Origin of the sequence: Micromonospora sp. WMMD1120, from assembly GCF_029626235.1 — a bacterium.
GTDB lineage: Bacteria > Actinomycetota > Actinomycetes > Mycobacteriales > Micromonosporaceae > Micromonospora.
In genome coordinates this window covers 5053183-5075401 of the sequence record NZ_JARUBO010000005.1, presented here as the reverse complement: position 1 = coordinate 5075401, position 22219 = coordinate 5053183, and the positions used below count along the sequence as shown (strand labels likewise).

19 protein-coding genes and 1 riboswitch are annotated in these 22219 nt (G+C 70.9%); of the genes, 10 read left to right on the top strand and 9 right to left on the bottom strand.

Annotation, left to right across the window (positions count from 1 at the left end; genetic code table 11):
• Positions 1-79 precede the first annotated feature (79 nt).
• Complete coding sequence (locus O7634_RS23215; RefSeq protein ID WP_278152237.1) at positions 80-637, top strand: MarR family winged helix-turn-helix transcriptional regulator; 558 nt, start codon at positions 80-82, stop codon at positions 635-637.
• Between the two features lie 68 nt (positions 638-705).
• On the opposite strand, the gene O7634_RS23210 is transcribed toward O7634_RS23215, so the two are convergent.
• The 3 genes from O7634_RS23210 to O7634_RS23200 form a co-directional block, all read right to left on the bottom strand.
• On the bottom strand, positions 706-2220 hold the full coding sequence (locus O7634_RS23210) for a phosphoesterase (protein WP_278152236.1): 1515 nt from the start codon (positions 2218-2220) through the stop codon (positions 706-708).
• Positions 2221-2331: 111 nt separating this feature from the next.
• Positions 2332-4290: a Xaa-Pro dipeptidyl-peptidase gene (locus O7634_RS23205; RefSeq protein ID WP_278152235.1), complete on the bottom strand. Its 1959-nt coding sequence runs from the start codon at positions 4288-4290 to the stop codon at positions 2332-2334.
• Positions 4291-4392: 102 nt separating this feature from the next.
• Positions 4393-5055: a hypothetical protein gene (locus O7634_RS23200; protein ID WP_278152234.1), complete on the bottom strand. Its 663-nt coding sequence runs from the start codon at positions 5053-5055 to the stop codon at positions 4393-4395.
• A gap of 393 nt (positions 5056-5448) precedes the next feature.
• On the opposite strand from O7634_RS23200, the gene O7634_RS23195 reads away from it, so the two are divergent.
• The 3 genes from O7634_RS23195 to O7634_RS23185 all read left to right on the top strand — a co-directional run bounded on the left by O7634_RS23195 (position 5449) and on the right by O7634_RS23185 (position 7663).
• On the top strand, positions 5449-6411 hold the full coding sequence (locus O7634_RS23195; protein WP_278152233.1) for a helix-turn-helix transcriptional regulator: 963 nt from the start codon (positions 5449-5451) through the stop codon (positions 6409-6411).
• Positions 6412-6469: 58 nt separating this feature from the next.
• On the top strand, positions 6470-7087 hold the full coding sequence (locus O7634_RS23190) for a DUF6624 domain-containing protein (RefSeq protein WP_278152232.1): 618 nt from the start codon (positions 6470-6472) through the stop codon (positions 7085-7087).
• 111 nt (positions 7088-7198) lie between these two features.
• Positions 7199-7663 carry a GNAT family N-acetyltransferase gene (locus O7634_RS23185; RefSeq protein ID WP_278152231.1) on the top strand — a complete coding sequence of 155 codons (465 nt, stop codon included), beginning with the start codon at positions 7199-7201 and terminating at the stop codon, positions 7661-7663.
• A 22-nt stretch (positions 7664-7685) separates the two neighbouring features.
• On the opposite strand, the gene O7634_RS23180 is transcribed toward O7634_RS23185, so the two are convergent.
• Positions 7686-8384, bottom strand: coding sequence for a helix-turn-helix domain-containing protein (locus O7634_RS23180; protein WP_278152230.1), 699 nt, complete (start codon positions 8382-8384; stop codon positions 7686-7688).
• Between the two features lie 65 nt (positions 8385-8449).
• On the opposite strand from O7634_RS23180, the gene O7634_RS23175 reads away from it, so the two are divergent.
• Complete coding sequence (locus O7634_RS23175; protein ID WP_278152229.1) at positions 8450-9286, top strand: alpha/beta fold hydrolase; 837 nt, start codon at positions 8450-8452, stop codon at positions 9284-9286.
• A gap of 48 nt (positions 9287-9334) precedes the next feature.
• Positions 9335-10279 (top strand): ion transporter, encoded by a 945-nt coding sequence (locus O7634_RS23170; protein ID WP_278152228.1) that lies wholly within the window; start codon positions 9335-9337, stop codon positions 10277-10279.
• A 103-nt stretch (positions 10280-10382) separates the two neighbouring features.
• On the opposite strand, the gene O7634_RS23165 is transcribed toward O7634_RS23170, so the two are convergent.
• A complete protein-coding gene (locus tag O7634_RS23165) occupies positions 10383-10880 on the bottom strand; it encodes a GNAT family N-acetyltransferase (RefSeq protein WP_278154053.1) in 498 nt (165 codons plus the stop codon).
• A gap of 569 nt (positions 10881-11449) precedes the next feature.
• Here O7634_RS23165 and O7634_RS23160 point away from each other — a divergent pair.
• Positions 11450-11677 (top strand): winged helix-turn-helix domain-containing protein, encoded by a 228-nt coding sequence (locus tag O7634_RS23160; RefSeq protein WP_278152227.1) that lies wholly within the window; start codon positions 11450-11452, stop codon positions 11675-11677.
• 828 nt (positions 11678-12505) lie between these two features.
• On the opposite strand, the gene eno is transcribed toward O7634_RS23160, so the two are convergent.
• Positions 12506-13771: a phosphopyruvate hydratase gene (gene eno / locus O7634_RS23155; RefSeq protein WP_278152226.1), complete on the bottom strand. Its 1266-nt coding sequence runs from the start codon at positions 13769-13771 to the stop codon at positions 12506-12508.
• Between the two features lie 118 nt (positions 13772-13889).
• On the opposite strand from eno, the gene O7634_RS23150 reads away from it, so the two are divergent.
• Positions 13890-14801: a MerR family transcriptional regulator gene (locus tag O7634_RS23150; RefSeq protein ID WP_278152225.1), complete on the top strand. Its 912-nt coding sequence runs from the start codon at positions 13890-13892 to the stop codon at positions 14799-14801.
• Here the strand turns inward: O7634_RS23150 and O7634_RS23145 are convergent.
• Together O7634_RS23145 and O7634_RS23140 are read right to left on the bottom strand one after the other, a co-directional pair.
• Positions 14798-15793 (bottom strand): ribonucleotide-diphosphate reductase subunit beta, encoded by a 996-nt coding sequence (locus O7634_RS23145; protein WP_278154052.1) that lies wholly within the window; start codon positions 15791-15793, stop codon positions 14798-14800. The two genes, O7634_RS23150 and O7634_RS23145, sit on opposite strands and share 4 nt — an antisense overlap.
• Positions 15794-15831: 38 nt before the next feature.
• The gene (locus O7634_RS23140) at positions 15832-18150 is read right to left on the bottom strand and encodes a ribonucleoside-diphosphate reductase subunit alpha (RefSeq protein WP_278154051.1); all 2319 of its coding nucleotides are present in this window, start codon (positions 18148-18150) and stop codon (positions 15832-15834) included.
• 193 nt (positions 18151-18343) lie between these two features.
• Positions 18344-18561: riboswitch (cobalamin riboswitch) on the bottom strand.
• A gap of 496 nt (positions 18562-19057) precedes the next feature.
• On the opposite strand from O7634_RS23140, the gene O7634_RS23135 reads away from it, so the two are divergent.
• Complete coding sequence (locus O7634_RS23135; RefSeq protein ID WP_278152224.1) at positions 19058-20452, top strand: enolase C-terminal domain-like protein; 1395 nt, start codon at positions 19058-19060, stop codon at positions 20450-20452.
• A 7-nt stretch (positions 20453-20459) separates the two neighbouring features.
• Positions 20460-21182, top strand: a complete 723-nt coding sequence (locus tag O7634_RS23130) for a FadR/GntR family transcriptional regulator (RefSeq protein ID WP_278152223.1) — start codon at positions 20460-20462, stop codon at positions 21180-21182.
• A 10-nt stretch (positions 21183-21192) separates the two neighbouring features.
• On the opposite strand, the gene O7634_RS23125 is transcribed toward O7634_RS23130, so the two are convergent.
• Positions 21193-22194 carry an aldo/keto reductase gene (locus tag O7634_RS23125; protein WP_278152222.1) on the bottom strand — a complete coding sequence of 334 codons (1002 nt, stop codon included), beginning with the start codon at positions 22192-22194 and terminating at the stop codon, positions 21193-21195.
• Positions 22195-22219: the final 25 nt, after the last annotated feature.

The window sequence follows — 22219 nt, the reverse complement described above, 5'->3', positions numbered from 1 at the left end:
ACGCGCCCTGGGTCCAACCTTATGTCAGACAGAACATCTTCTGCCAATAAGGTCTGCGTCACTGCGCTATTGTCGAGCCATGACGCACGCCCCCGACCAGCCGGATCGACCCGATCCGCGCGACGACGACCTGGGCTGGATGCTCGGCGTCGTCTTCCGTGGCTACGTCCGGGCGGCGGAGCACGTGCTCACCGACTTTCCCGGTGGCCCCCGGGGCTATCACCTGCTCACGGCGGCGAGCAGCGGGCCGCCCCGCAACCAGGGCGCGCTCGCCGAGGAGTTGGGCATCGACCGCACGGTGCTCACGTACCTGATCGACGACCTGGAGGGGCCCGGCTTCGTCGTGCGCCGGGCGGACCCGGCGGACCGGCGCAACCGGTTGGTCGACGTCACCGCCGCCGGCCGCGCCGCCTGGGAGCAGCGTCGGTCGACGCTGCGGCAGGTCGAGGCCCACCTGCTGGGCGCCCTCACGTCGACCGAGTCGGCGACGCTGCGGGGGCTGCTCCAGCGGGTCGCCTGCTCGATCCAGGCGGCCGACCCGCTGCGGGACCTCTGCTCGGTGGTGACCCAGGTGCGACCGGAGCCACCCGGCGGGGCCGGCCGCGACGCCCCGTCCCGCACCCGACGCCGCAGCTGAGCGCCGGCACACGCGCGACGGGCCCGGCCGGCGCGGTCGCGCCGAGCGGGCCCATCCCAGCGCTCCGGTCAGCGTACGTGCACGAACACCGGGTTCGAGTAGAACCAGAGGTCGTCCCACGGGCTCTCCAGCCCGTCGGCGAGCGGCTCGGCCTCGTCGGTGCTGGTGCCGCGCACCCGCGCGTACGTGTCGGCGGCGACGTCGCGCAGCGTGTGCCGGATGACGTAGCTGTCGCCCTGCCGACGCCAGTCCCGTGGGCCGAACCGGGCCACCACGGCGGTGGTGGGGTTCGTGTCGGCGTCCCGGTTGGCGCTCGGGCCGGTGATCTGGCCGACGATCAGGTCGACCCGGCGGACCTCGGGACGGTCGCCGTTCGCGTTGACGCCACCCAACGGGCGGAAGACGATCTCGATCTCGACGTCGGTGCGGTCACGCCGGCTGAGCGTGACGGTCTCGCCCACCTCGGCGGTCCGGCCCTGGGACTTCGCGGTAATGTCCAGGCTGCGGATCAGGTCGCCGGTGGTCACCCAGATCCGGCCGTTGCGCAGACCGTCCATGATGTCGCCGTAGTCCTGGCGCGCGTGCACGTACGTCTTGCTGTACTCGCCCGGCCAGAAGTCGGACCCACCACGGGTCCAGTGCACGTGCGAGTCGGAGGTCGCCGTGATCCACCAGCGCCGGCCCTCGCCGAGCAGCGAATCCCACAGGCCACCGACCCGGGCGGTCATCTGGTCGAAGCCGCCGTAGGTGGGGTGGTTGCCGTAACCGCCGCGCCGGCCGCCGTTGAGCGGGCCGGCCTGGTGACCGGGCGCGCCCTCGAAGCCGATGTAGACGTCCGGCGCCGCGTCGTTGCCGTTGCGGAACTCGCGCGGGGTGTCCTGACCGTAGACACCGAGACCGGGCGCGGACCGCGACGCGTGGTGGGCGATCACCAACGGCTTGTGCGGCATGCCCCGCGCGACCTTGAGAAACTCCACCATCTTGGCCTCCGTGTCACGGGCCGGGTCGGTGGGGAACGCGTCGTACTTGGCGAACCGGCTCTCCAACTCGAAGAGCTGCTTCGCCTCGTCGTCGTGGCGCGGGATCATCAGCGTGTGGTGGTCCAGCGACGGGGCGTCGAACTCCATGCCCCAGAACTGGAGCACCTCGGGGACCAGTTTGCGGGAGCGCAGCAGGTCGGGGTACGCCTGCTCGATGTTGACCTTCGAGTGCGTCGGTCCACCGTGATCGGTGCACATCGCCCAGGTCAGGCCGAAGTTCTTCGCCATGATGGCGTTGGTGACGATCGGGTAGACCGCGTCCGCGCCCTTGTGGAAGACGATCGAGGACTTCGTGGTGTCGAACTCCCCGCTGTACTCGGAGTGGATGTGGTGGTCACCCGCACGCCACACCCGGTTCCTGGCCGCCGCGCCCCGGCCTGCGCTCTTCTCGTCGCCGGGCCGGCGGTCCTCGTCGGCGAACGCGGCGCCGGCGCCGACCAGAGGGCTGGCCGCGGCCAGCGTGGCGCCGACGCCCGCGTACTTGACGAGCTTGCGTCGCGACAACTGTGCGTGCTCGGTCTCTTCGGTGTGCTTGTCTCTCACGTGCGAGCCTCTCCTCGATCAAGCAGGTGCGCTTTCGATCAAGGAGCCTTGGAGAGCGTGATGAACGTCGGTCGTCCGTGGCGCGTGTCCACGGTGAACACACTGCTCGGGTCAGGGCACCTGCCGGAGGTCGCGGGTCGTACGGGTGGCCGACGGCTCGGCCGGCGCGGTGGTGACCGGCGGCGGCGCCGCGACGGCGGGCAGTCCCCCACGGCCGGTGACCGGAAGGGTCAGCTCGCTGCGGCCGAGGTCGACACGGACCGTGGCGTCCCGGTCGTCGGTCTCGGTGAACTCCGGGTCGCTCTGGCCGAGCACCAGGCCGAGCACGTGCCCGGCGGGCAGCACCGCGTCGTACGCGTTCAGCGGAACGGTCACCGTGTACCACCGGTCCGGCAGCAGCGGGCTGGTGAACCGCAGCGACCGGTGGTGCGCGGCGTCGAGCCACCCTCTCGTCAGCACCGCGTGGTCGGAGACCGCGGTGATCTCCTCGGTGTCCCGGTAGCAGGCGTCGTCGGCGGCCGTCGAGGCGCCCCAGCACGACTCGGTCGCTAGTGTCCGCACGCCCTCCGAGCTGTCGTAGCGGATCCGCTCGGCGGTGCCGTAGTCCACCAGCCGGGCGGTCAGCTCGGTGGTGGGTCGGTCCACCCGGACCCGCAGCCGCAGCGACGGGCTTCCGGAGATCCGCAGCGGGTCGGTCAGGACGCCGGAGAGGAAGACCAACCGGCCGGACCGCGCGGTGCTCGGCTCGGCGACCAGCTCGGCCTCGGTCAACGACTCGTCGACGTAGGAGCGCTCCTCTCCCGGTCGCGCGCCCCGTGGCCCGAGGGCGCCGGTCACGCCGTCGCCGCCGCCGAGGGCGATCCGGACGTCGCGGGTGCCGGGCGCCGGCCAGTCGCGCTGTGTCGTCCAGGTGCCCGGCGCGGTCTCCAGGTCTACCCGTGGCTCGCTGAGCACCCCGTTGCGCAGCCCCTGCAACCAGTAGTCGAACCAGCGGTGCAGGGCGGCCACCCACTCGGCCCGGCGGACGTCGAACGGGTCCTCGTGGCCGGCCTGGTAGAGCCAGAGCTTGCGGGGTACGCCCTGGTCGGCCAACTCCTGCCACCAGCGGGCGAACTGGTTCGTTGTGACGTTGAGGTCGTTGACGCCGTGCGCCACGAACACGCTGGCCCGCACCCGCCCGGCCGACTGTCGGTAGTCGCGCTGCGCCCAGTACTCGTTGTAGTCGCCGGTCTCGTCGGCGCTGTCCGCCCGCAGCCGGGCCAGCACGCCCGCGCAGGCGTCGTCGGGGCGGCCGTTGACGTACGAGTGCAGGTAGCCGGGATAGTCGGTGGCCCGCAGGTTGCCCTGGTAGCGCATGTAGTCGTACCAGCTGGAGATGGCGGAGATCGGCACGATGGTGGCCAGGCCCGGCACGCCGGTCGCGGCCACGCCGTTGGCGACCGATCCGTCCCAGGACTTGCCGATCATGCCGACCTGGCCGGTGCTCCAGCCGGCGCTCACCGGCTCTCCGGCGGCGGTGAACGCGCGGGCGCGCCCGTTGAGCCAGTCCACCACCGCCTTGGCGCTGCCCACCTCCGCCGGGCCGCCGACGTCCTCGCAGCCGGTGGAGCGCGCGGTGCCGGCGAGGTCGACGGCCGCGAAAGCGTACCCGCGTGGGAGGAAGTAGTTGTCATAGAAGAGCGGCGCCTTCGCGATCACACCGGCCGCGTCGTACGTCTTGAGTTCGCTCTCGTTGCCCCGGCCGCAGCAGAGGTAGTAGGGCGAGGCGTCCATGATGACCGGTACCCGGACTCCGGCGGTGGCGGCCTCGCGGGGCCGGACCAGGTCCACCGCCACCCGGTCACGCGCCCCGTCGCCGTCGGAGTCGGCGCGGGTCTCCACCCAGACGCTCTCCCGGATGGCGTCGGCGTAGGAGTAGACGGGGACGGTCTGGGTGCCCACCACGTGCGCGGGCGGCCGGTGCCGGGCGGCCTGCTGCGCGGCGGCGGGACCGGGGGCGACGCTCACCGCGGCGAGCGCCACGAGCAGGAGGCCGGCCAGGACGGCGGAGATGCGGGCGCGGGTGGTCATCGATGTCCTCCCAGGGCGGAGCGCGTGCATCACATTCCATCGCATCGATGTCGCCCTGCCTAGTGTCCGCGCCGATCCGGATCGCTCCCTCCGGAGCGCCGGTCAGATCCGGGCGCGGGGCAGCCAGCCCAGGAACCGGAGCCGGACCCTGGGCAGCGGCACCGTGGGCAGGTCCTGCGCGGCGGCGACGAGGCAGGAGCCGAGGTAGACCGCGAGGGCGGCCCGCGCTCCGCCGAACTCGGCGAGCAGTTGACTCTGCTTGGTGGCGCAGGGCCACTCCCGGCCGCATCCCGTGCAGGTCCAACTCGGTGGGCTGGGCAGGTGCTCCGGCAGCTTGTGCCGGCGGTACCGACCGTCGACGCTGTTGCGCGACCCCTTGGCGCGACGCCGCGCCCCGGCGCCCTCGTTGCGGTACGCGCTCGGGCGAGGGCCGGGCAGGTAGCGTCGCACGGTGCCGAAGAGCACTCCGACGCGGATCAGCGCGTCCGGCCCGACGTGGTGGGCCAGCAACGCGGTCATCAGGTAGTGCCCCAGCAGGTCGAAGGCGTCCCGGTTCAGGCCGAGGTCGCGGCAGTGGTCGACGAAGTCCGGCGTGGCCAGGGGCACCCGATCGTCGAGGGCCCGGCGTAGCACCACCCGCAGGGCGGCCCCGAGCCCCGCCAGCGCGTCTCCCTCGCCGAGCCCCAGACTGTCCTCGTCCGCCACCCGGGCCAGCGCCTCGGCCACCGCCAGTCGAACGACCCGGTCAGGATCCGTACTATCCAAGGTGTCCCCCCTCCGCGGACCGGTCTCCCGGCGGTGACCCGGTCGCCCTCGGACGCCCAGGGAATCGCGACCTACATTTCGCGGTCGTCGAGTTGGTGGCTAGGACAGCGGGCGCAGAACCGTTCGGCCGCTAGCCCGAAAGCGAAGTCGTTTCGCGGGCGGCGTCACCGTCGTTGTCGTAGGGTGGTGACATTCCCATCTACGGATATTGCGTTTTGGGAACACTCCACCGGCAGCCTGATCAGCGCTCCCACCGGTCGCCGCCGTCCCGCTGGCGACGTTCCGCCGCACCTCCGGCCACCAGCGGGCCGGGCCACCGCCGAACACCCCGGCACGTCCCGACCCCGCCGCCCTGTTCCCGCCCGGCGGCGCCCCACCGGACGGAGACAGCGGATGACATCGACGCCAGTGCGGGCGCACGAGTTCGACAGCCGTGACCCGGCCGCGATCCACGGGTTCCTCTCCGCGACCTACGACCCGAAGCTGCGCATCCACAGCAGGAAGGGCTACCGGCTCACCCACCAGCGGGTGGACGCCGGCCCGTTCGCCATCGCGACCACCCGCCAGACCGGGCATCTCGGGATCGGCGCCAACATGCTCGCCGGGCTGGTCATCGCACGTAGCCGCACCGCACGCGTCGATCGCGCGTGCGCCGGCTCGGCCGACCGGCTGGGTCCGGGTGAGGTCTTCCTCGTCACCCGACCCGGCGAGCCGAGCAGCCTACGCTGGTATCCCGGCACTGTGGAGTTGTGCGTGCTGGACCTGTCCGTGCTGGCGCAGGTGGCCGTCACCGCCCCGGCCCGCCGGCCCGGGTCGATCCGGTTCACCGGTCTGCGACCCGCCACCACTGCCCTCGCCCGGCAGTGGCGCGACACCGTCACCTTCGTCAACGACGTCGTCCTGAACAGCCCGGCCGCCGGGGCGCAACCGCTGGTGATAGGCAACGCCGCCCGGATGCTCGCGGCGGCGGCGCTGACGGTCTTCCCCAGCACCGCGTTCACCGAGCCCACGCCCGCAGACCGGCGCGACGCCACCGCCGTCACGTTGCGACGGGCGATCACCTTCCTCGAAGACCATGCCGACCGGGACATCAGCGCCGTCGACATCGCCGGTGCCGCCGGTGTCTCGCTGCGGTCGGTGCAACTCGCCTTCCGCCGCCACCTCGGCACCACGCCCATGGCCTACCTGCGGCGGCTGCGACTCGTACGGGCACACCACGACCTGGTGCGGGCCGACCCCCAGCGGGAGACCGTCTCGGCGATCGCCAGTCGGTGGGGCTTCGCCAGCCACAGCAGGTTCACCGCCTGGTACCACGCCAGCTACGGGGTGCCGCCACGCGAGACGCTGCACACCTGAGCGGCGACTCCGGTACGCGGCCTTGCCCGCCGACCACGGCCGGACGACAATCGGCCGGGTGAGGCTCCCGCCGGTCACGCTGCCGCTCGCGGCGCTGCTGTCCCTGGCTGCCTGCGGCGGCCCCGCCGAACCGGCCGCCGCGCCGACGAGCAGCGCGCCGTCCGCCGCCGTCCGCTCCCCCGTCGCGTTCGACCAGTCCCTGCACGACGAGTTGGTAGCGATGCTCAAGCGCGACCAGGCCGACCGCGCGGGCACGCCGCAGACCGAGACCGACGAGGCCCGCACGACCCGGCTGAAGGAGATCGTCCGTACCCACGGCTGGCCGACCTTCGCGCTGGTCGGCGCGGACGGCGGCGACGCCGCGTGGGCGATCGCCCAACACTCCGACCAGGACCCGGCGTTCCAACAGGAGGCGCTGGATCTGCTGCGCGCGGCGGTCGCCACCGAGCAGGCGTCGCCGGGCAATCTGGCCTACCTGGAGGACCGGGTCGCGGTGGGCAGGGGCAAGCCCCAGGTGTACGGCACCCAGGTGCGCTGCGGACCGAACGGGCCGGTCCCGTCGACCCCGATCACCGACGAGCCGACCGTCGAACGACGCCGGGCCGACGCCGGTCTGCCCACGCTGGCCAGCTATCTGGCCGAGATGACCACGATCTGCGCGCGGGACGGCGACTAGGGCGCTGACCCGCCCGGAGGACGGTAATGCCGTCTACGAGCTGGGTGGCCGGGGCCGCGCCTCCGCCACCCGGTGCCGCCGAGCGCGTTATCCTCGGCCGCGTGGTGCGACATGAGCGCTGACGAGGTCGTCGTCCGTGCCGCCGTGCCGCAGGACGACCCCGAACGGGTCTTCGACCTGCTGTGGGCACTCGCGCCCGGCGACGAGCGCCCCGACACCACCCGACTGAGCGCCGCCTGGCGCGACCTGCACGCGCAGGCCGGCCGCGAGCTTCTGCTGGCGGTGGCGGGGAGCACCTTTGTGGGCACTGTGGACACCGTCGTCGTCCCCAACCTGACCCACGGCGCGCGCCCGTACATGCTGGTGGAGAACGTCGTAGTCGCGCCGGGATGGCGGCGGCGCGGGGTCGCCCGTGCCCTGCTGGCGACGGCGGTGGACACCGCGACGGCCGCCGGGTGCTACAAGGTCCAACTCGTGTCGAGCGCCTCCCGCACCGAGGCGCACCGGTTCTACGCGGACGCCGGATTCTCACCATCGGCCGTCGGCTACCGCCGGTACCTGACCACCACCGCATGAGGCCGGGTGGCGCGCCACCCGGTCAGCCCGCCACCGACGACTCGCCGACCAGCAGGCCGACCAGCACGCCACGCAGGGCGCGCTCGACGAGGTCCGTCCGGGGCGCCGGCGCGGAGGGCTGAGCGAAGGCCGCGACCAGATGGGGGTACGCCGCGAGGTCGACCCCGGCGAAGCTGAACTCCCCGGCGGCGGCCTCGCGGCGGGCGAAGAGACTCACCACGCCGGTCATCATCGCGATGGCCTCGAACTTGGCGGCGGCAGGGCAGCGGACCGGCTCCAGGACCCGGATGCAGTTGTCGAACCAGGCGAGGCTCTCCGGGCCGATGCCGGACGACCGGTGGATCACCTCGAGCAGCCACGGGTGGGCGCCGAACAGGGCCAACTGCCGGCGGCCCAGCAGCACCATCGTGTCCAGCCAGTCTCCGTCCGCCCGCGGGTACGGCCGCAGCTCCCCCACCACCCGGTCGGTCATCAGGTCGAGCAGGTCGTCACGGGACGACAGATAGCGGTACAGGGAGCCGGCGCCGGTGCCGAGCACGCCCGCCACCGCGCGCATCGACACGGCCGCCAGCCCTTCGGTGTCCGCCAGGGTGATCGCCGCCGAAACGATGGCGTCGCGACTGTGTGTCGGCGCGGGACCACGGCTGCCACGCTCCGGCCTGGTCCAGATCGGCTGGCGGCGGGAGGCACTGTCGCCGGCGGCGGTGGATGCGTCACTCACTGATCTACTGTAAACTGCAAACGCCGTTCGCGGTTATTGTGACGCCGAGGGAGCAGAGGTCAGTCATGGAGCGGATCAGGGCACGGGACGGCGCGACGATCGTCCTGCACTCGACAGGCGCGGGGCCCGGCATCGTGGTGGTGCACGGCGGCGGCGTGACCATCGACGTCTACCGGCGGTTGGCCGTGGCGCTCGCCGACCGGTTCACCATGCACCTCTACAACCGGCGGGGACGGGCCGACGCGCCGCCGAGGACCCTGCCCTACACCGTCGACCAGGAGGTCGACGACCTCGCCGCCGTGCTGGAGCACACCGGAACGTGCGATGTCATCGGCCACAGCTCCGGCGGTTTCCTCGCGCTCGAAGCCGCGCTCCGGCTGCCGATCGAGCGACTCGCCGTCTACGACGCCGCGATCTCGATCGACGGCGGCTTCCCGTCGGCCTGGCTCGCGCCCGCGCGGGCCGCGCTGAAGGCCGGCGACACCGCCCGCAGCATGGCGATCACCACAGCGGGAATCAATCCACAGATGGCGGCGGGACGGCTCCCGCTGCGCATCCGGGTCGCCCTCATCCGCGCGTTCCTGCGTACCCCGATCGGCCGGACGATGGGCGACCTGCTGCCCGCGACCCTGGACGAGACGGCCCTGATCGTGGCGCACGACGGCCCGGCCACCCGGTGGGCCGGGGTGAACGCCGAGGTGCTGCTGGCCTGCGGCGGCAACGGCCCGCCCTACTACCAGGACCTGAACGCCGCGTTGGCCAGCGCGCTGCCGCGCGCCCGGACGCTGACGATCCCCGGCGGTGGTCACGACGCCATCAACCGGGCCCGGCCGAGGATTGTCGACCCGCTCGCCGAGTTCTTCGGGGCGCCGGTGACGCCGGAACGGTCGCCGCGCCCCTGAGCTGCCGCTCGTCGGCCCACCGCGTTGATCGTCGCTAGGCTGGCGGGCATGCCCACACCCGTGCCCGCCCAGCGGGGTGGGTCACCCGCACCGCCGCGGCGCCGGTCGGGCTGGGTCGACCGGTGCGCCCACGTCGCCCGGTCGCGCCCCTTCGAGATCGCCATCGTCGTGGTCATCCTCGCCAACGGGATCGTCCTCGGCCTGGAGACGTACGACGACCTGAACGCGGCGGGAGCGGCGCTGCACTGGCTGGAGATGCTCTTCCGGGCCGTCTTCGTCGTCGAGATCGGCATCCGGTTGGCGGCGTACGGCAGGCGTCCGCAGGACTTCTTCCGGCAGGGGTGGAACGTCTTCGACTTCGTGGTGATCGCCGCGATCTTCGTCCCGGGCCTGCACGGCGACTCGGCGCTGCTGCGGGTCCTGCGGGTGGCCCGCATGGTCCGGCTGGTGCGATTCTCACCCGGCCTGCGCACCATCGTCTCCGCGCTGTGGCGCAGCCTGCCGGGCGTCACCGGGTTCCTCGCCCTGGCCGTGGTCACGCTCTACGTGTACGGGATGGCCGGCTGGCTGATCTTCGGCGGCAGGTATCCGGAGGAGTACGGCGACATCGGCCGTTCCCTGCTGACACTGTTCGTGCTGCTGTCGTTGGAGACGCTGCCGGACCTGATCGAGCAGGGCATGGAGATCTCGCCGTGGACACTGCTCTACTACGTCAGCTACGTGGTCATCACCGTCAACCTGCTGCTCAACATCCTCATCGCGGTCATCGTCAACTCGATGGAGGAGGCGCGCCGGTTGGAGATGACCGAGCGGCTGGCCCCCGGCTACGACGAGGACGGCGACGGCGTCCCCGACGAGGTGGACCGCATCGCCCTCACCCAGCGGTTGGACGACCTGCGCGCGGTCATCGCCGAGTTGGAGCGGGAGTTGCGGATCGACCGCGACGACGGGCACGGCCGACCCCACCGCGACGGCAGCCGCTCCGGACGGTGACAGCCGTCGACGATGCGCGTCGCCGGCCGGCATGCCGACGCCCCCCACCGAAGTGACAGACAGTCACTTCGACCACACCCCCAGCAGGGTGTGGACCTGTCCGTCAGGTGATGACGGGGCTGCGCCGTTCCAGGAGGACGACGTCGCGCCAGCGGTCGTGGTGTCGGCCGACCCGCTCGCGGACGCCGATGACGCGGAACCCGGCCCGCTGGTGCAGCGCCAGGCTGGCGGTGTTCTCCGGAAAGACCCCGGACTGGATCGTCCAGATGCCGGCGGCCTCGGTGGAGGTGACCAACGCGTCCAGCAGCAGTCGGGCGATGCCACGGCCCCGGGCGGCCGGGTCGACGTACACCGAGTGCTCCACCACCCCGGCGTAGACCGCGCGGGTCGAGGTGGGCGACACGGCGACCCAGCCGAGGACCGCTCCACCGGGGTCGACGGCCACGAACCGGTGCGCGCCCAGGCGAGCGGCGTCGAACGTCTCCCAGGTCGGCGCGGTGACCTCGAAACTGGCGTCACAGGTGTCCAAGCCGGCCTGGTAGATCGCCAGGACCCGGTCGGCGTCGGCGTCGGTCATGGGTCGCACGGTGATGTCGACCATCAGCACGTCCTTTCCGGGCAGGCGACCAGCCTGCCTCGCCATCGGTCGAGTCAGGCGGTCAGTCACGCTTTCGCCGATGAAGGGTCACACCCCCAGCAACTCTTCTCAAGCGTGTGGCTCGACCAAGTCACTTCTGCAACATGACGGATGCGGCCTCCGCCACGACACCCAACGACCAATCGAGCTGACGGCAGGTGCCATTACCCGCGCACTCCAAGCAGCCGCCTGAGCGCCACGGCTGGTCCAGCGCGCGAGTCCAGTGAGCATCAAGGGTCCTCATAGCGGCGAACAGCTCGCTTGCCTGACTTACGGGTTCATCGATCGGCACGGCGGCACCTCCCGCGATCACGACTGTTGGCCCCACCTGGGGGCAGGGACCATGTGTCGTGCTCCCCAGGTGGGTGTGCGGCCGAGGACCCGGGAGTTTGCCGAAACCAGGGAAACCGACCAACTGCAACCTATTCCAACTTGTAGGAGCAGGTCAAGATTCTTCACGGAACTTGTTGGAACAGGTCTCCTCGTGATCAGATTGGACTGCCGAAACCAGGAAACCCTACGGAGCTCGACCAATGCCGACCGAACGAGTGGACTACCGGCGCATCGCCAACGAGATCGCGGGAAGGATCAAGTCTGGTGAGCTTGCTCCGGGCGAGAAGCTACCCTCCACCCGTGAGCTGGCCGAGCAGTACGGCGTGCACATCTCGACCATCAACCGGGTCATGACGATCCTGAAGGATCGCGAGCTGGTCGAGGGCCAACCAGGCAAAGGTGTCTACGTCGCAGAGGTGAAGAGCTGAACGCTCAGCCTCCTTGAGGACGCGAGGCAGCCGCGCGACCTGGCAGTTCCGGCCTGCGTCAACCTAGGGCCAGGGGCGATCATGGACGCACGGTGATCCCAGTCATCGGCGGGATCCTTCCGAGCGAGCATGGGACGGCTACTGTGAGCAAGGGCCTCACCGGACCCCAGCGCAGACAGCGCGTTCACCGAGTTCCTCTCGGCAACGGATGAGCTGGCTGCATTTGGCCGTGCGCTCTGAGTGCGTCAGCCACCCGGCCTTGATCTGCCCGCAGCCGACGCCCACGTGCCCAGGTCGTCGATGGTGTTGTCCTCTGTTTTTGCTGATATCAGTTGCGGACATCGCCACTCAGCACCCCGCCTCGTGGGCTGCGTCCACAGTCACCAGGACCCGCTTACGTGCCGATCTGGTTAACTTGACGAGGATCGCGTTTGCACAACCGTGTCGATCCCATGGCACCGCCGGTCGAAGTCGGCACAGAAGAGGTCGTCGCCGACCAACTTCACGCGCTTTCCCCGCCACCGCGGCCAGCCACTTCCGTCCGGCGAGTGGCAGTGAGCCAGTTCAGCTTCGAGATGGCCGACCCGAAGCAACTGGGCCATCTGCTCGCCGCAGTGCGCAGCATCGACGGTGTCTTCGACGCGTACAGAACCAAATCCGCAGAGGTGTGACGAGGCCGACCGTAGCGACTCGCCGACGAATTGCTGTGCAAGCGGACAGCTAGCGTTCAGGAATGATTCGGTAGGTTGACCGCCTCGCGGGACTCGCTGGCCACGCGCCTCGACTCCTGCGGGCCCGAGGCTCGACGGCCGTTCGACCGGTCGGGCCTCAGCGACGACCAGCGTAGATCGCGCGGTCGCCGAGTTCCTCCTCGATGCGGATGAGCTGGTTGTACTTGGCCGTGCGGTCGGAGCGCGACAGCGAGCCGGTCTTGATCTGACCGCAGCCCACGCCCACCGCCAGGTCGGCGATCGTGGTGTCCTCGGTCTCGCCGGAGCGGTGCGACATGACCACCCGATAACCCGCCCGGTGGGCGGTGTCCACCGTGGTCAGGGTCTCGGTGAGTGTGCCGATCTGGTTGACCTTGACCAGGACCGCGTTGGCGTAGCCGCCGTCGATGCCCTCTCGCAATCGGTCGACATCGGTGCAGAAGACGTCATCCCCGACCAGCTGCACCCGCTCCCCCGCCGCCGTGGTCAGCCGCTTCCAGCCGACGATGTCGTCCTCGGCCATCGGGTCCTCGATCGAGCTGATCGGGTACCGGGCGAGCAGGTCCAGGAGGTAGTCGATGTGCTCCTCGACGGTGCGCTTGCGGCCCTCCCCGGCGTAGTCGTAGACGTCGTTGCGGAAGAACTCCGAACTGGCCGGGTCGAGGCAGATCAGCACGTCGACGCCGGGGGTGTAGCCGGTGTCCTCGATGGCGCGCAGCACGGAGCGCAGCGCCTCGTCGGCGTCGGTGAAGCTCGGCGCGAAGCCCCCTTCGTCACCGACGTTCGTGCTGTGCCCGGCCGCGGCGAGCGACGCCCGCAGGGTGTGGAAGACCTCCGAGCCCATCCGGACCGCCTCGGCGAAGGTCGGCGCTCCGACCGGCGCGATCATGAACTCCTGGAAGTCGAGCGGGTTGTCAGCGTGCGCTCCGCCGTTGATGATGTTCATCATCGGCACCGGCAGGCGGCGCGCGCCGACACCACCGACGTAGCGGTAGAGCGGCTGCCGATGTGCCTGCGCCGCCGCCTTCGCCGCCGCCAGGGACACCGCCAGGATCGCGTTGGCGCCGAGTCGCCCCTTGTCCTTCGTACCGTCGAGGTCGACCATCGTCTCGTCTACGAGCGCCTGGTCCTCCGCGTCGAGCCCGGTCACCGCGTCGGCGATCTCGCCGTTGACCGCGGCGACCGCCCTCGTGACCCCCTTGCCGTGGAAGCGCGCCTGGTCCCCGTCGCGCAACTCGACCGCCTCGTTCGCCCCCGTCGACGCGCCGGACGGTACGGCCGCCCGGCCGAACGAGCCGTCACTGAGGTGCACGTCGGCCTCCACCGTCGGGTTGCCCCGGCTGTCGAGGATCTGCCGACCACGCACCCGGCTGATTGCCGTCATCACACGCTCCCTGGTCACACTGGCTCTTCGGTAGCAGACTGGCACAGACCGGCGGCCGTGCCACCGCGACGATGAACACGTTGACCCGTACCCCGGGGTGCGGGTTTAGGGTCGCGGCATGCGGGTGGGTGAGCTGGCACGACGGACCGGAACGACGGTCCGGGCTCTGCGGTACTACGAGTCGGCCGGGTTGGTGGTGCCCCGGCGACTGGGCAACGGCTACCGCGAGTACGACCCCATCGCCGTGCGGCTGGTGGCACAGATCCGCGAGCTGATGGCGCTCGGCCTCACCGTCGAGGAGACCCGCCCGTTCGTCGAGTCGATCGCCGGTGGCGGCGACGACACCGACGTGTGCGCCGCGGCGGTGGCGACCTACCGCAGCACCATCACCACCCTGCAGGAACGGATCGGCAGGTTGACCGCCCAGCGGGACGCGCTGGACGCGCGCCTGGACGCGGCGGCGGCGCAGGTCGCGCCCGGTGGTCAGGTGGTCGGCGTCGACCCCGGCGCGCTGGTCGGCACCCGCCTGCCGCCGCTGTCCTTCTACGGCACCGACGGGCGCCCGGTCGACCTGGCGGCGCTGGGCGCCGGACGCAGCGTCATCTTCGTGTACCCGCTGACCGGCCGACCGGGCGTCGACCTACCCAACGGGCTGCTCGAGATCCACGGCGCCCGGGGCAGCACCGAGCAGGCCACCTGGTTCCGTGACCACCACGCGGAGCTGCGAGCGGCCGGCGCCGCCCGGGTGTACGGCCTGTCCGCGCAGTCGACCGGGTACCAGCGGGAACTCGTGCACCGGCTACGGCTGCCCTACCCGCTGATACCCGATCCGAGACTGACCCTGGCCACCGCTCTGCGCCTACCGACCCGCACCGCCGGTGACATGACGCTCTACGAGCGGCTGACCCTGATCGTCGACGGTGGCGAGGTGGAACACGTCTTCCACCCGATCCCGGAGCCCGCGTCGCACCCCCTGGACGTCATGCGCTGGCTGACCAAGCGACGCCCCGCCGTCGGGGCGGCCGGCTAGAAGTCGTCGTCGAAGGCGACGGTGCCGGTCACCCCGACCTGGTACGCCGAGACCCGCCGTTCGAAGAAGTTGGACAGCTCCTGCACGTCCTGCAACTCCATGAAGGCGAACGGGTTGCCCGACCCGTAGTGTGGCGCGATGCCGAGCTGCGCGAGCCGACGGTCGGCGACGTGCTGGAGGTACTCCCGCATGTCGGCGAGGGTCAGGCCGGGCACGCCCTGGCCCACCAGGTCCTCGGCGAACTGCACCTCACACTCGACCGCCTCGGTGAGCATCCGGCGGACCTGCTCGGCGAGGTCGTCGTCGAACAGGTCCGGCTCCTCGGCGCGGACGGTGTCGACCACGTCGAACGCGAACGCCATGTGCATCGACTCGTCGCGGAACACCCAGTTGGTGCCGGAGGCCAGACCGTGCAACAGGCCGCGCGACCGTAGGAAGTAGACGTACGCGAAGGCGCCGTAGAAGAACAGGCCCTCGATGCAGGCGGCGAAGCAGATCAGGTTCAGCAGGAACGCCCGCCGGTCGTCCCGGGTGCGCAGCTCCCGCAGCTCGTGCAGCGAGTCGATCCAGCGGAAGCAGAACTCCGCCTTGCGGCGGATCGAGGGGATGTTCTCGATCGCGGCGAAGGCGGCGAAGCGCTCGGCCTCGTCCGGCACGTACGTGTCGAGCAGGTTGAGATAGAACTGGACGTGCACGGCCTCCTCGAACAGTTGCCGCGACAGGTAGAGCCGGCCCTCGGGGCTGTTCACGTGCTGGTAGAGGTTGAGCACCAGGTTGTTGGCGACGATGGTGTCGCCGGTGGCGAAGAACGCGACCAGGCGACTGACCAGGTGCCGCTCGGCCGGTGACAGCTTGTCGAGGTCGGCGAGGTCGGCGTGCAGGTCCACCTCCTCGACCGTCCAGGTGTTGCGGATGGCGTCGCGGAAGCGGTCGAAGAAGTGCGGGTAACGCATCGGGCGGAGGGTGAGGTCCATCCCCGGGTCGAGCAGCATGTGTGTGGTCCTCGGGTCGGTGGTGGTGTCGGCGGCCGTCACTGGCAGGCCTCGCACGACTCGGGGTTCTCCAGCGAGCAGGCCAGCGCCTCCGCGTCGGCGGCCGACGGCGCGACGAGGGCGACGGTGGCCTGCTGGATCCGGGTGGCGGGCCGCGAGCGCAGGTAGTACGTGGTCTTCAGCCCGGCCTTCCAGGCGTACAGGTACATCGAGGAGAGCTTGCCGATGGTCGGCGCGGCCAGGAACAGGTTCAGCGACTGGGACTGGTCGATGAACGGGGCGCGGGCGGCGGCCAGGTCGATCAGCGCGCGCTGCGGCAGCTCCCATGCCGTGCGGAACACCTCCCGCACGGCGGCCGGCAGTTCGGTGATGTCCTGCACCGACCCCTCGGCGCGCTTGATCGCCGAACGGATCCGGTCGGTCCACAGGCCGCGGGCCTTCAGCTCCCGTACCAGAGCGGTGTTGACCTGGAGGAACTCGCCGGACAGGGTCTCCCGTTTGAACAGGTTGGACACCTGCGGCTCGATGCACTCGTAGCAGCCGGCGATCGAGGCGATGGTCGCCGTCGGCGCGACGGCCACCAGCAGCGAGTTGCGCAGCCCGTACGCCTCGACCGCCGTGCGCAGCGCGGTCCACCGGGCGGTCTGCGTACCCTCGACACCCCACAGGTCCGGTTGCAGCTGGCCCCGCGCGGCCCGGGTCTGCGGGTAGGCCGGGTGGGCGCCGAACTCCCGCGCCAGGTCGGCGGAGGTCTCCAGCGCGGTCAGGTACAGCTCCTCGCTGATCCGGGTGGACAGCTCCCGGGCGGCCGGCGAGTCGAACGGCAGGCGCAGCGCGAAGAACACGTCCTGCAGACCCATCAGCCCGAGCCCGACCGGCCGCCAGCGGGGGTTGCTCGCCGCCGCCTGCGGGGTCGGGTAGTAGTTGATGTCGATGACCCGGTCGAGGAAGGTCACCGCGGTCCGGACCGTGGCGCGCAGCCGTTCCCAGTCGATGCCGCCGTCGGCGAGGTGGGCGGCGAGGTTCACCGACCCCAGGTTGCACACGGCGGTCTCGGCGTCGCTGGACACCTCGACGATCTCGGTGCAGAGGTTGGACAGGTGCACCACGTTGCCCGGCTCGGCGGTCTGGTTGCAGAGCCGGTTGGCGGCGTCCTTGAAGGTCATCCACCCGTTGCCGGTCTGGGCGAGGGTACGCATCATCAGGCCGTACAGCTCGCGCGCCGGGACCTGCCGCACGTAGCGGCCCTGCGCCTCGGCCGCGCGGTACGCGGCGTCGAACCGCTCCCCCCACAGGTCCGGCAGTTCGGGCACCTCGTGCGGGTCGAAGAGCGACCACACCTCGTCGGCCTCGACGCGGCGCATGAACTCGTCCGGGACCCAGTTGGCCAGGTTCAGGTTGTGCGTCCGCCGGGCGTCCTCGCCCGTGTTGTCCCGCAGGTGCAGGAACTCCTCGATGTCCGGGTGCCACGCTTCCAGGTAGACGCAGGCCGCGCCCTTGCGCCGGCCGCCCTGGTTGACGGCGGCGACGCTGGCGTCGAGCGTCCGCAGCCACGGCACGATCCCGTTGGACTGCCCGTTGGTGCCGCGGATCAGCGCGCCCCGGGACCGGACCCGCGAGTACGCGATGCCGATGCCGCCGGCGAACTTGGACAGGTTGGCGACCTGGGCGTACCGCGCGTAGATCGAGTCCAGCTCGTCGCGCGGGGAGTCGACGAGGTAGCAGGAGGACATCTGGGTGTGCCGGGTGCCGGAGTTGAACAGCGTCGGCGAGCTGGGCAGATAGGCGAGGCTGGAAATCAGTCGGTAGAAGTCGACCGCCTCCTGCGGGGTGCGGGACAGCCCGCAGGCCACCCGCAGCAGCCAGTACTGCGGGGTCTCCAGCACGAGCCGGCTGGTGGGGTGGCGCAGCAGGTACCTGTCGTACACGGTGCGCAGGCCGAAGTACTCGAACCTGCGGTCCCCGTCCGGGTCGACGGCGTCGTCGAGCGTCTCGGCGTGCGCGGCGACGAACGCGGCGGTGTCGTCGCCGATCAGGCCCTCGGCGTGGCCGAGCCGGACCGCCGCGCTGAACGCGGTGATCCCCTGCCGACGCACCTCCTTGTCGACGTATCCCGCCAGCAGCCGGGCGGCGAGGCGCGAGTACTGCGGTTCCTCACCGATCATCTCGGCCGCCGTCTGGATGGACAGCCGGTCCAGCTCGGCAGTCGTCGCGCCGTCGTAGAGGCCGCTGATGGTCCTGGTGGCCACCCGCATCGGGTCGACGTCGGTGAGGTCGTCGGCCCACCGCTCGACCGCCCGGACGATCCTGTTCACGTCCACGGTTTCGGTGGCGCCGTCGCGCTTGCGGACCTGCATCGGGGTCCGCCGCGGCGTCTCGCCGCTGACCGGGACCACCTCGGTGACTGTCACCACTCGCTCCTCGGGAGTTCGAGACCTTGGGGGCCCTCGGACACGAGGAGACGGACACCGTCGGACGCCACGCCCGCGCGGCGTGGGGTCGGGTGGCGTCAGCCGTCCCACGCGGCCTCGGACCGCCGCGCGCCCGGGTTCGGGTACGCGGCGCGCTGGCAGGTCTTCGGACTCGCGGGCACGACCGGGCTCGCCGGTCTCCTACTGGCCGTCGCTTCCCAGGCCGATCGGTGGCCCAGTGCTGATGACGGCTGTCGTTCCCACTCACCGCTGCGGGACAGTCCCGGATTCACACCGGGTTCCCTCTTGCCTCGACCGCGCCGGATGAGCGGCCGAACCAGCTGCGCTCGACACCATATATAGGGACGGTGGCGTTGTCACACCCCACATGTCGGTTCCGGGCGTGTCGGGCGTTCAGCGGTGACGATCGTCACCAGCCCGGGGGTGGGCCGGAGCGGGGCTCTGCCACCGTGGATTCGCTGACGCCGCCCGACCGAGAAAAAAGATTTGATGTATGCGGCTACCGGCAACAACAAACACTCTTCATAATCCGACGTCGATGCGCTCCCGAGAGGCGAACATCCAATCTTCCGCTCTCTCCGCGTGGACCCACCCCGACACTGCCCCTTACCCGTGCTGTGCTGCACGGCTAACGGCATCTCGGGAAGCGCCATCACAGTCGGGCGCCGACCAGGGACAGGGGACGCGGGCCGACATCGCGCCCGGGGTGACATCGACGACCAAACATCGGATGTCTGCCTTTCCGGCATGATCGATGTCGTTGACGGGCTGGATCAGCCCTCCGTATACTCCGATTTTCATCTGATCTTTAGCTGAGCAGGGCGAGGAGCGCATGCCGCAGATCACTGCCGTCACCATCGAGGACGTCCGCTTCCCCACCTCCCTGACGGCCGACGGGTCCGATGCCATGAACAAGGACGGCGACTACTCGGCGGCCTACGTCGTCCTGCACACCGACGGCGTGGACAGCGCCGGCGTGCCGCTCGCCGGCCACGGCCTGACCTTCACCATCGGCCGCGGCAACGACATCGTCGCCGCGGCGGCGGCGCACCAGGCGCAGACCCTGGTGGGCATGGACGTGGCGACCATGGCGGCCGACATGGGCGCGGTCTACCGTCTCCTCACGTCCGACTCGCAGCTCCGCTGGCTCGGACCCGAGAAGGGTGTCGTCCACCTGTCCCTCGCCGCCGTGCTGAACGCCTCGTGGGACCTGGTCGCCCGGCTCGCCGACAAACCACTGTGGCGACTGCTCGTCGACATGTCCCCCGAGCACCTGGTCGACATCGCGGACCTGCGCTACCTGTCCGACGCCCTGACCCGCGACGAGGCGCTGGCCATCCTTCGGGCCAAGGAGAGCACGAAGGCCGACCGGGTCGCCGAGCTGGAGCGGACCGGCTACCCCGCCTACACCACCTCGGCCGGCTGGCTCGGCTACGGCGACGACAAGCTTCGCCGACTCTGCCAGGAGGCGGTCGACTCCGGCTACGGCTACGTCAAGCTCAAGGTGGGCGCCAACCTGGAGGACGACATCCGCCGGTGCGCCATCGCGCGGGAGATCCTGGGCCCGGAGCGCAACCTGATGATCGACGCCAACCAGGTGTGGGATGTCGGCCAGGCCATCGAGTGGGTCACCGCCCTGGCCCCGTTCACGCCGCTGTGGATCGAGGAGCCGACCAGCCCCGACGACATCCTGGGACACGCGGCCGTCCGGCGCGCGGTCGCTCCGATCGGCGTCGCCACCGGCGAGCACTGCCACAACCGGGTGATGTTCAAGCAGCTCTTCCAGGCCGGGGCCATCGACTTCTGCCAGCTCGACACCGGCCGCCTGGCCAGCATCAACGAGATCGTCGCCGTGCTGCTCCTCGCCGCGAAGTTCGACGTGCCCGTCTGCCCGCACGCCGGGGGCGTCGGGCTCTGCGAGATGGTGCAACACGTGTCGGTGCTCGACTACGTCGCGATATCGGGCGATCTGACCAACCGGGTCACCGAGTTCGTCGACCACCTGCACGAGCACTTCACCGACCCGTGCGTCATCAAGGACGCCGGCTCGGGCAGCGGTTACGTACTCCCCCGCGAGCCGGGCTACTCCACCCGGATGCGCCCGGAGTCGATCGCGCTCTACCGCTTCCCCGACGGCCACTACTGGGCGGCGACAGAGCCGGCTACCGTGTCATCTCCGGAGCCGTTCGTGATCGCGGGTGGGACGGCCACATCCGCAGGCCGCTAGGGGAGTCATGTCTCGCACCGACGAAGTGGTCAACGGCATCAAGCGGATGATCCTCGAGGGCAAGTTCCGGCCCGGTGACCGGCTGCCGATCGAGAAGGACCTCGCCGAGTCGCTCGGCGTCTCGCGGGGCTCGCTGCGCGAGGGCATGTCGGCCCTGTCGATCCTCGGCATCGTCAACATCCGCCAGGGCGACGGCACGTACGTCACCAACCTCGACGCGCCGCAACTGCTGGCCCCGATGGGCTTCGTTGTCGACTTCCAGGGGCAGGGCGACCCGCGGCACATCCACACCGTACGACGGCTGCTGGAGTGCGAGGCCGCCCGGCTGGCGGCGACCAGGATCACCGACGAGGCGCTCGCCCAGGCGGCGGACCTGCTCGACGAGGCGGCCCGGCTGGTCGGCCAGTCACCGCCGGACCACGAGCGGATCATGGAGATCGACATCGCGTTCCACCGGATCATCGCCAGCCACGCCGACAACCCGGTGCTCGTCGGCCTGATCGAGGCCTTCGCCGGGCGCACCATCCGCGGGCGGCTCTGGCGGAGCCTGCACGAGGAGGGCGCCGACCGGCGCACCCATGACGAGCACGTGGCGATCCTCAAGGCCCTCGTGGCGCGTGACCCGGAGCGGGCCCGCACCCGGATGGCCAACCACCTGATCGGCGTGGAGGAGTCGTTGCACGGGCTGCCCGACGACGCTGACGCGGGCATCGACGCGACCCGGTTGTGACAGTCGACGCTCAGCAGTGCACGTCGAGCAACCCCGCGTCGTACAGCGCCGCCCAGAGCTGATCCGGGACGTCGACGGCGGCCCGGCGCAGGGTCTCGGTCACCTGGGCCTCGTTCCGCATGCCGACCACGGTCGAGGCCACCGCCGGGTGACGCCTGACGAAGGCCAACGCCGCCTGGGGCAGCGTGACGCCGTAGGTCTGGCAGACCCGGGCGATCCGCCGAGCCTGGTCGAGCACCTCCGCCGGCGCCCGCCGGTAGTCGTAGGTGGCGTCGGTCGGCGGAACGTCCCGGGCCAGCAGCCCGGAGTTGTAGACCCCGGCGATCACCACACCGACGCGTCGGGCCTGCGCGATCGGCAGCAGGTCGGTCAACGCCCCCTGCTCCAGCAGCGTGTAGCGACCGGCGCACATCACCACGTCCACGTCGGTCTCCGCCACGAAGCGGGCCAGCATCGCCGACTGGTTCATGCCCGCCCCGATCGCGCCGACCACGCCCTGCTCACGCAACTGCGCCAACGCCGGCACCGCCTCACGCACCGCCTGCTCCCAGTGCGCGTCCGGGTCGTGCAGGTACACCACGTCGATCCGGTCCAGGCCGGTGCGTCGCAGGCTCGCCTCCAACGACCGGCGAACGCCGTCCCGGCTGAAATCCCAGACCCGCCGGTGGTCGGCGGCGACGTCGAAGCCCTCCGGATCACGCAGGTGCGCCGTCTCCGGAGACGGTACGAGCAGCCTGCCCACCTTCGTCGACACCACGTACTCGTCCCGGGGGCGGGATCGCAGGGCGGCGCCGAGACGCCGTTCGGACAGGCCCAGACCGTAGTGCGGCGCGGTGTCGAAGTAGCGGACGCCGCCGGCCCACGCGGTGTCCACGGCGGCGGCGAACTCCTCGTCCGAGGTCGCCCGGAAGAGGTTGCCGCCCTGGGAGGCGCCGAAGCCCAGCGGACCGAGCCGCAGGCCCGGCCCGGCGGCGTCCAGCGTGGCCTGACGACGACCGGGACGGCCGGTCACCGGCCGAACCAGCCGCCGTCGACGG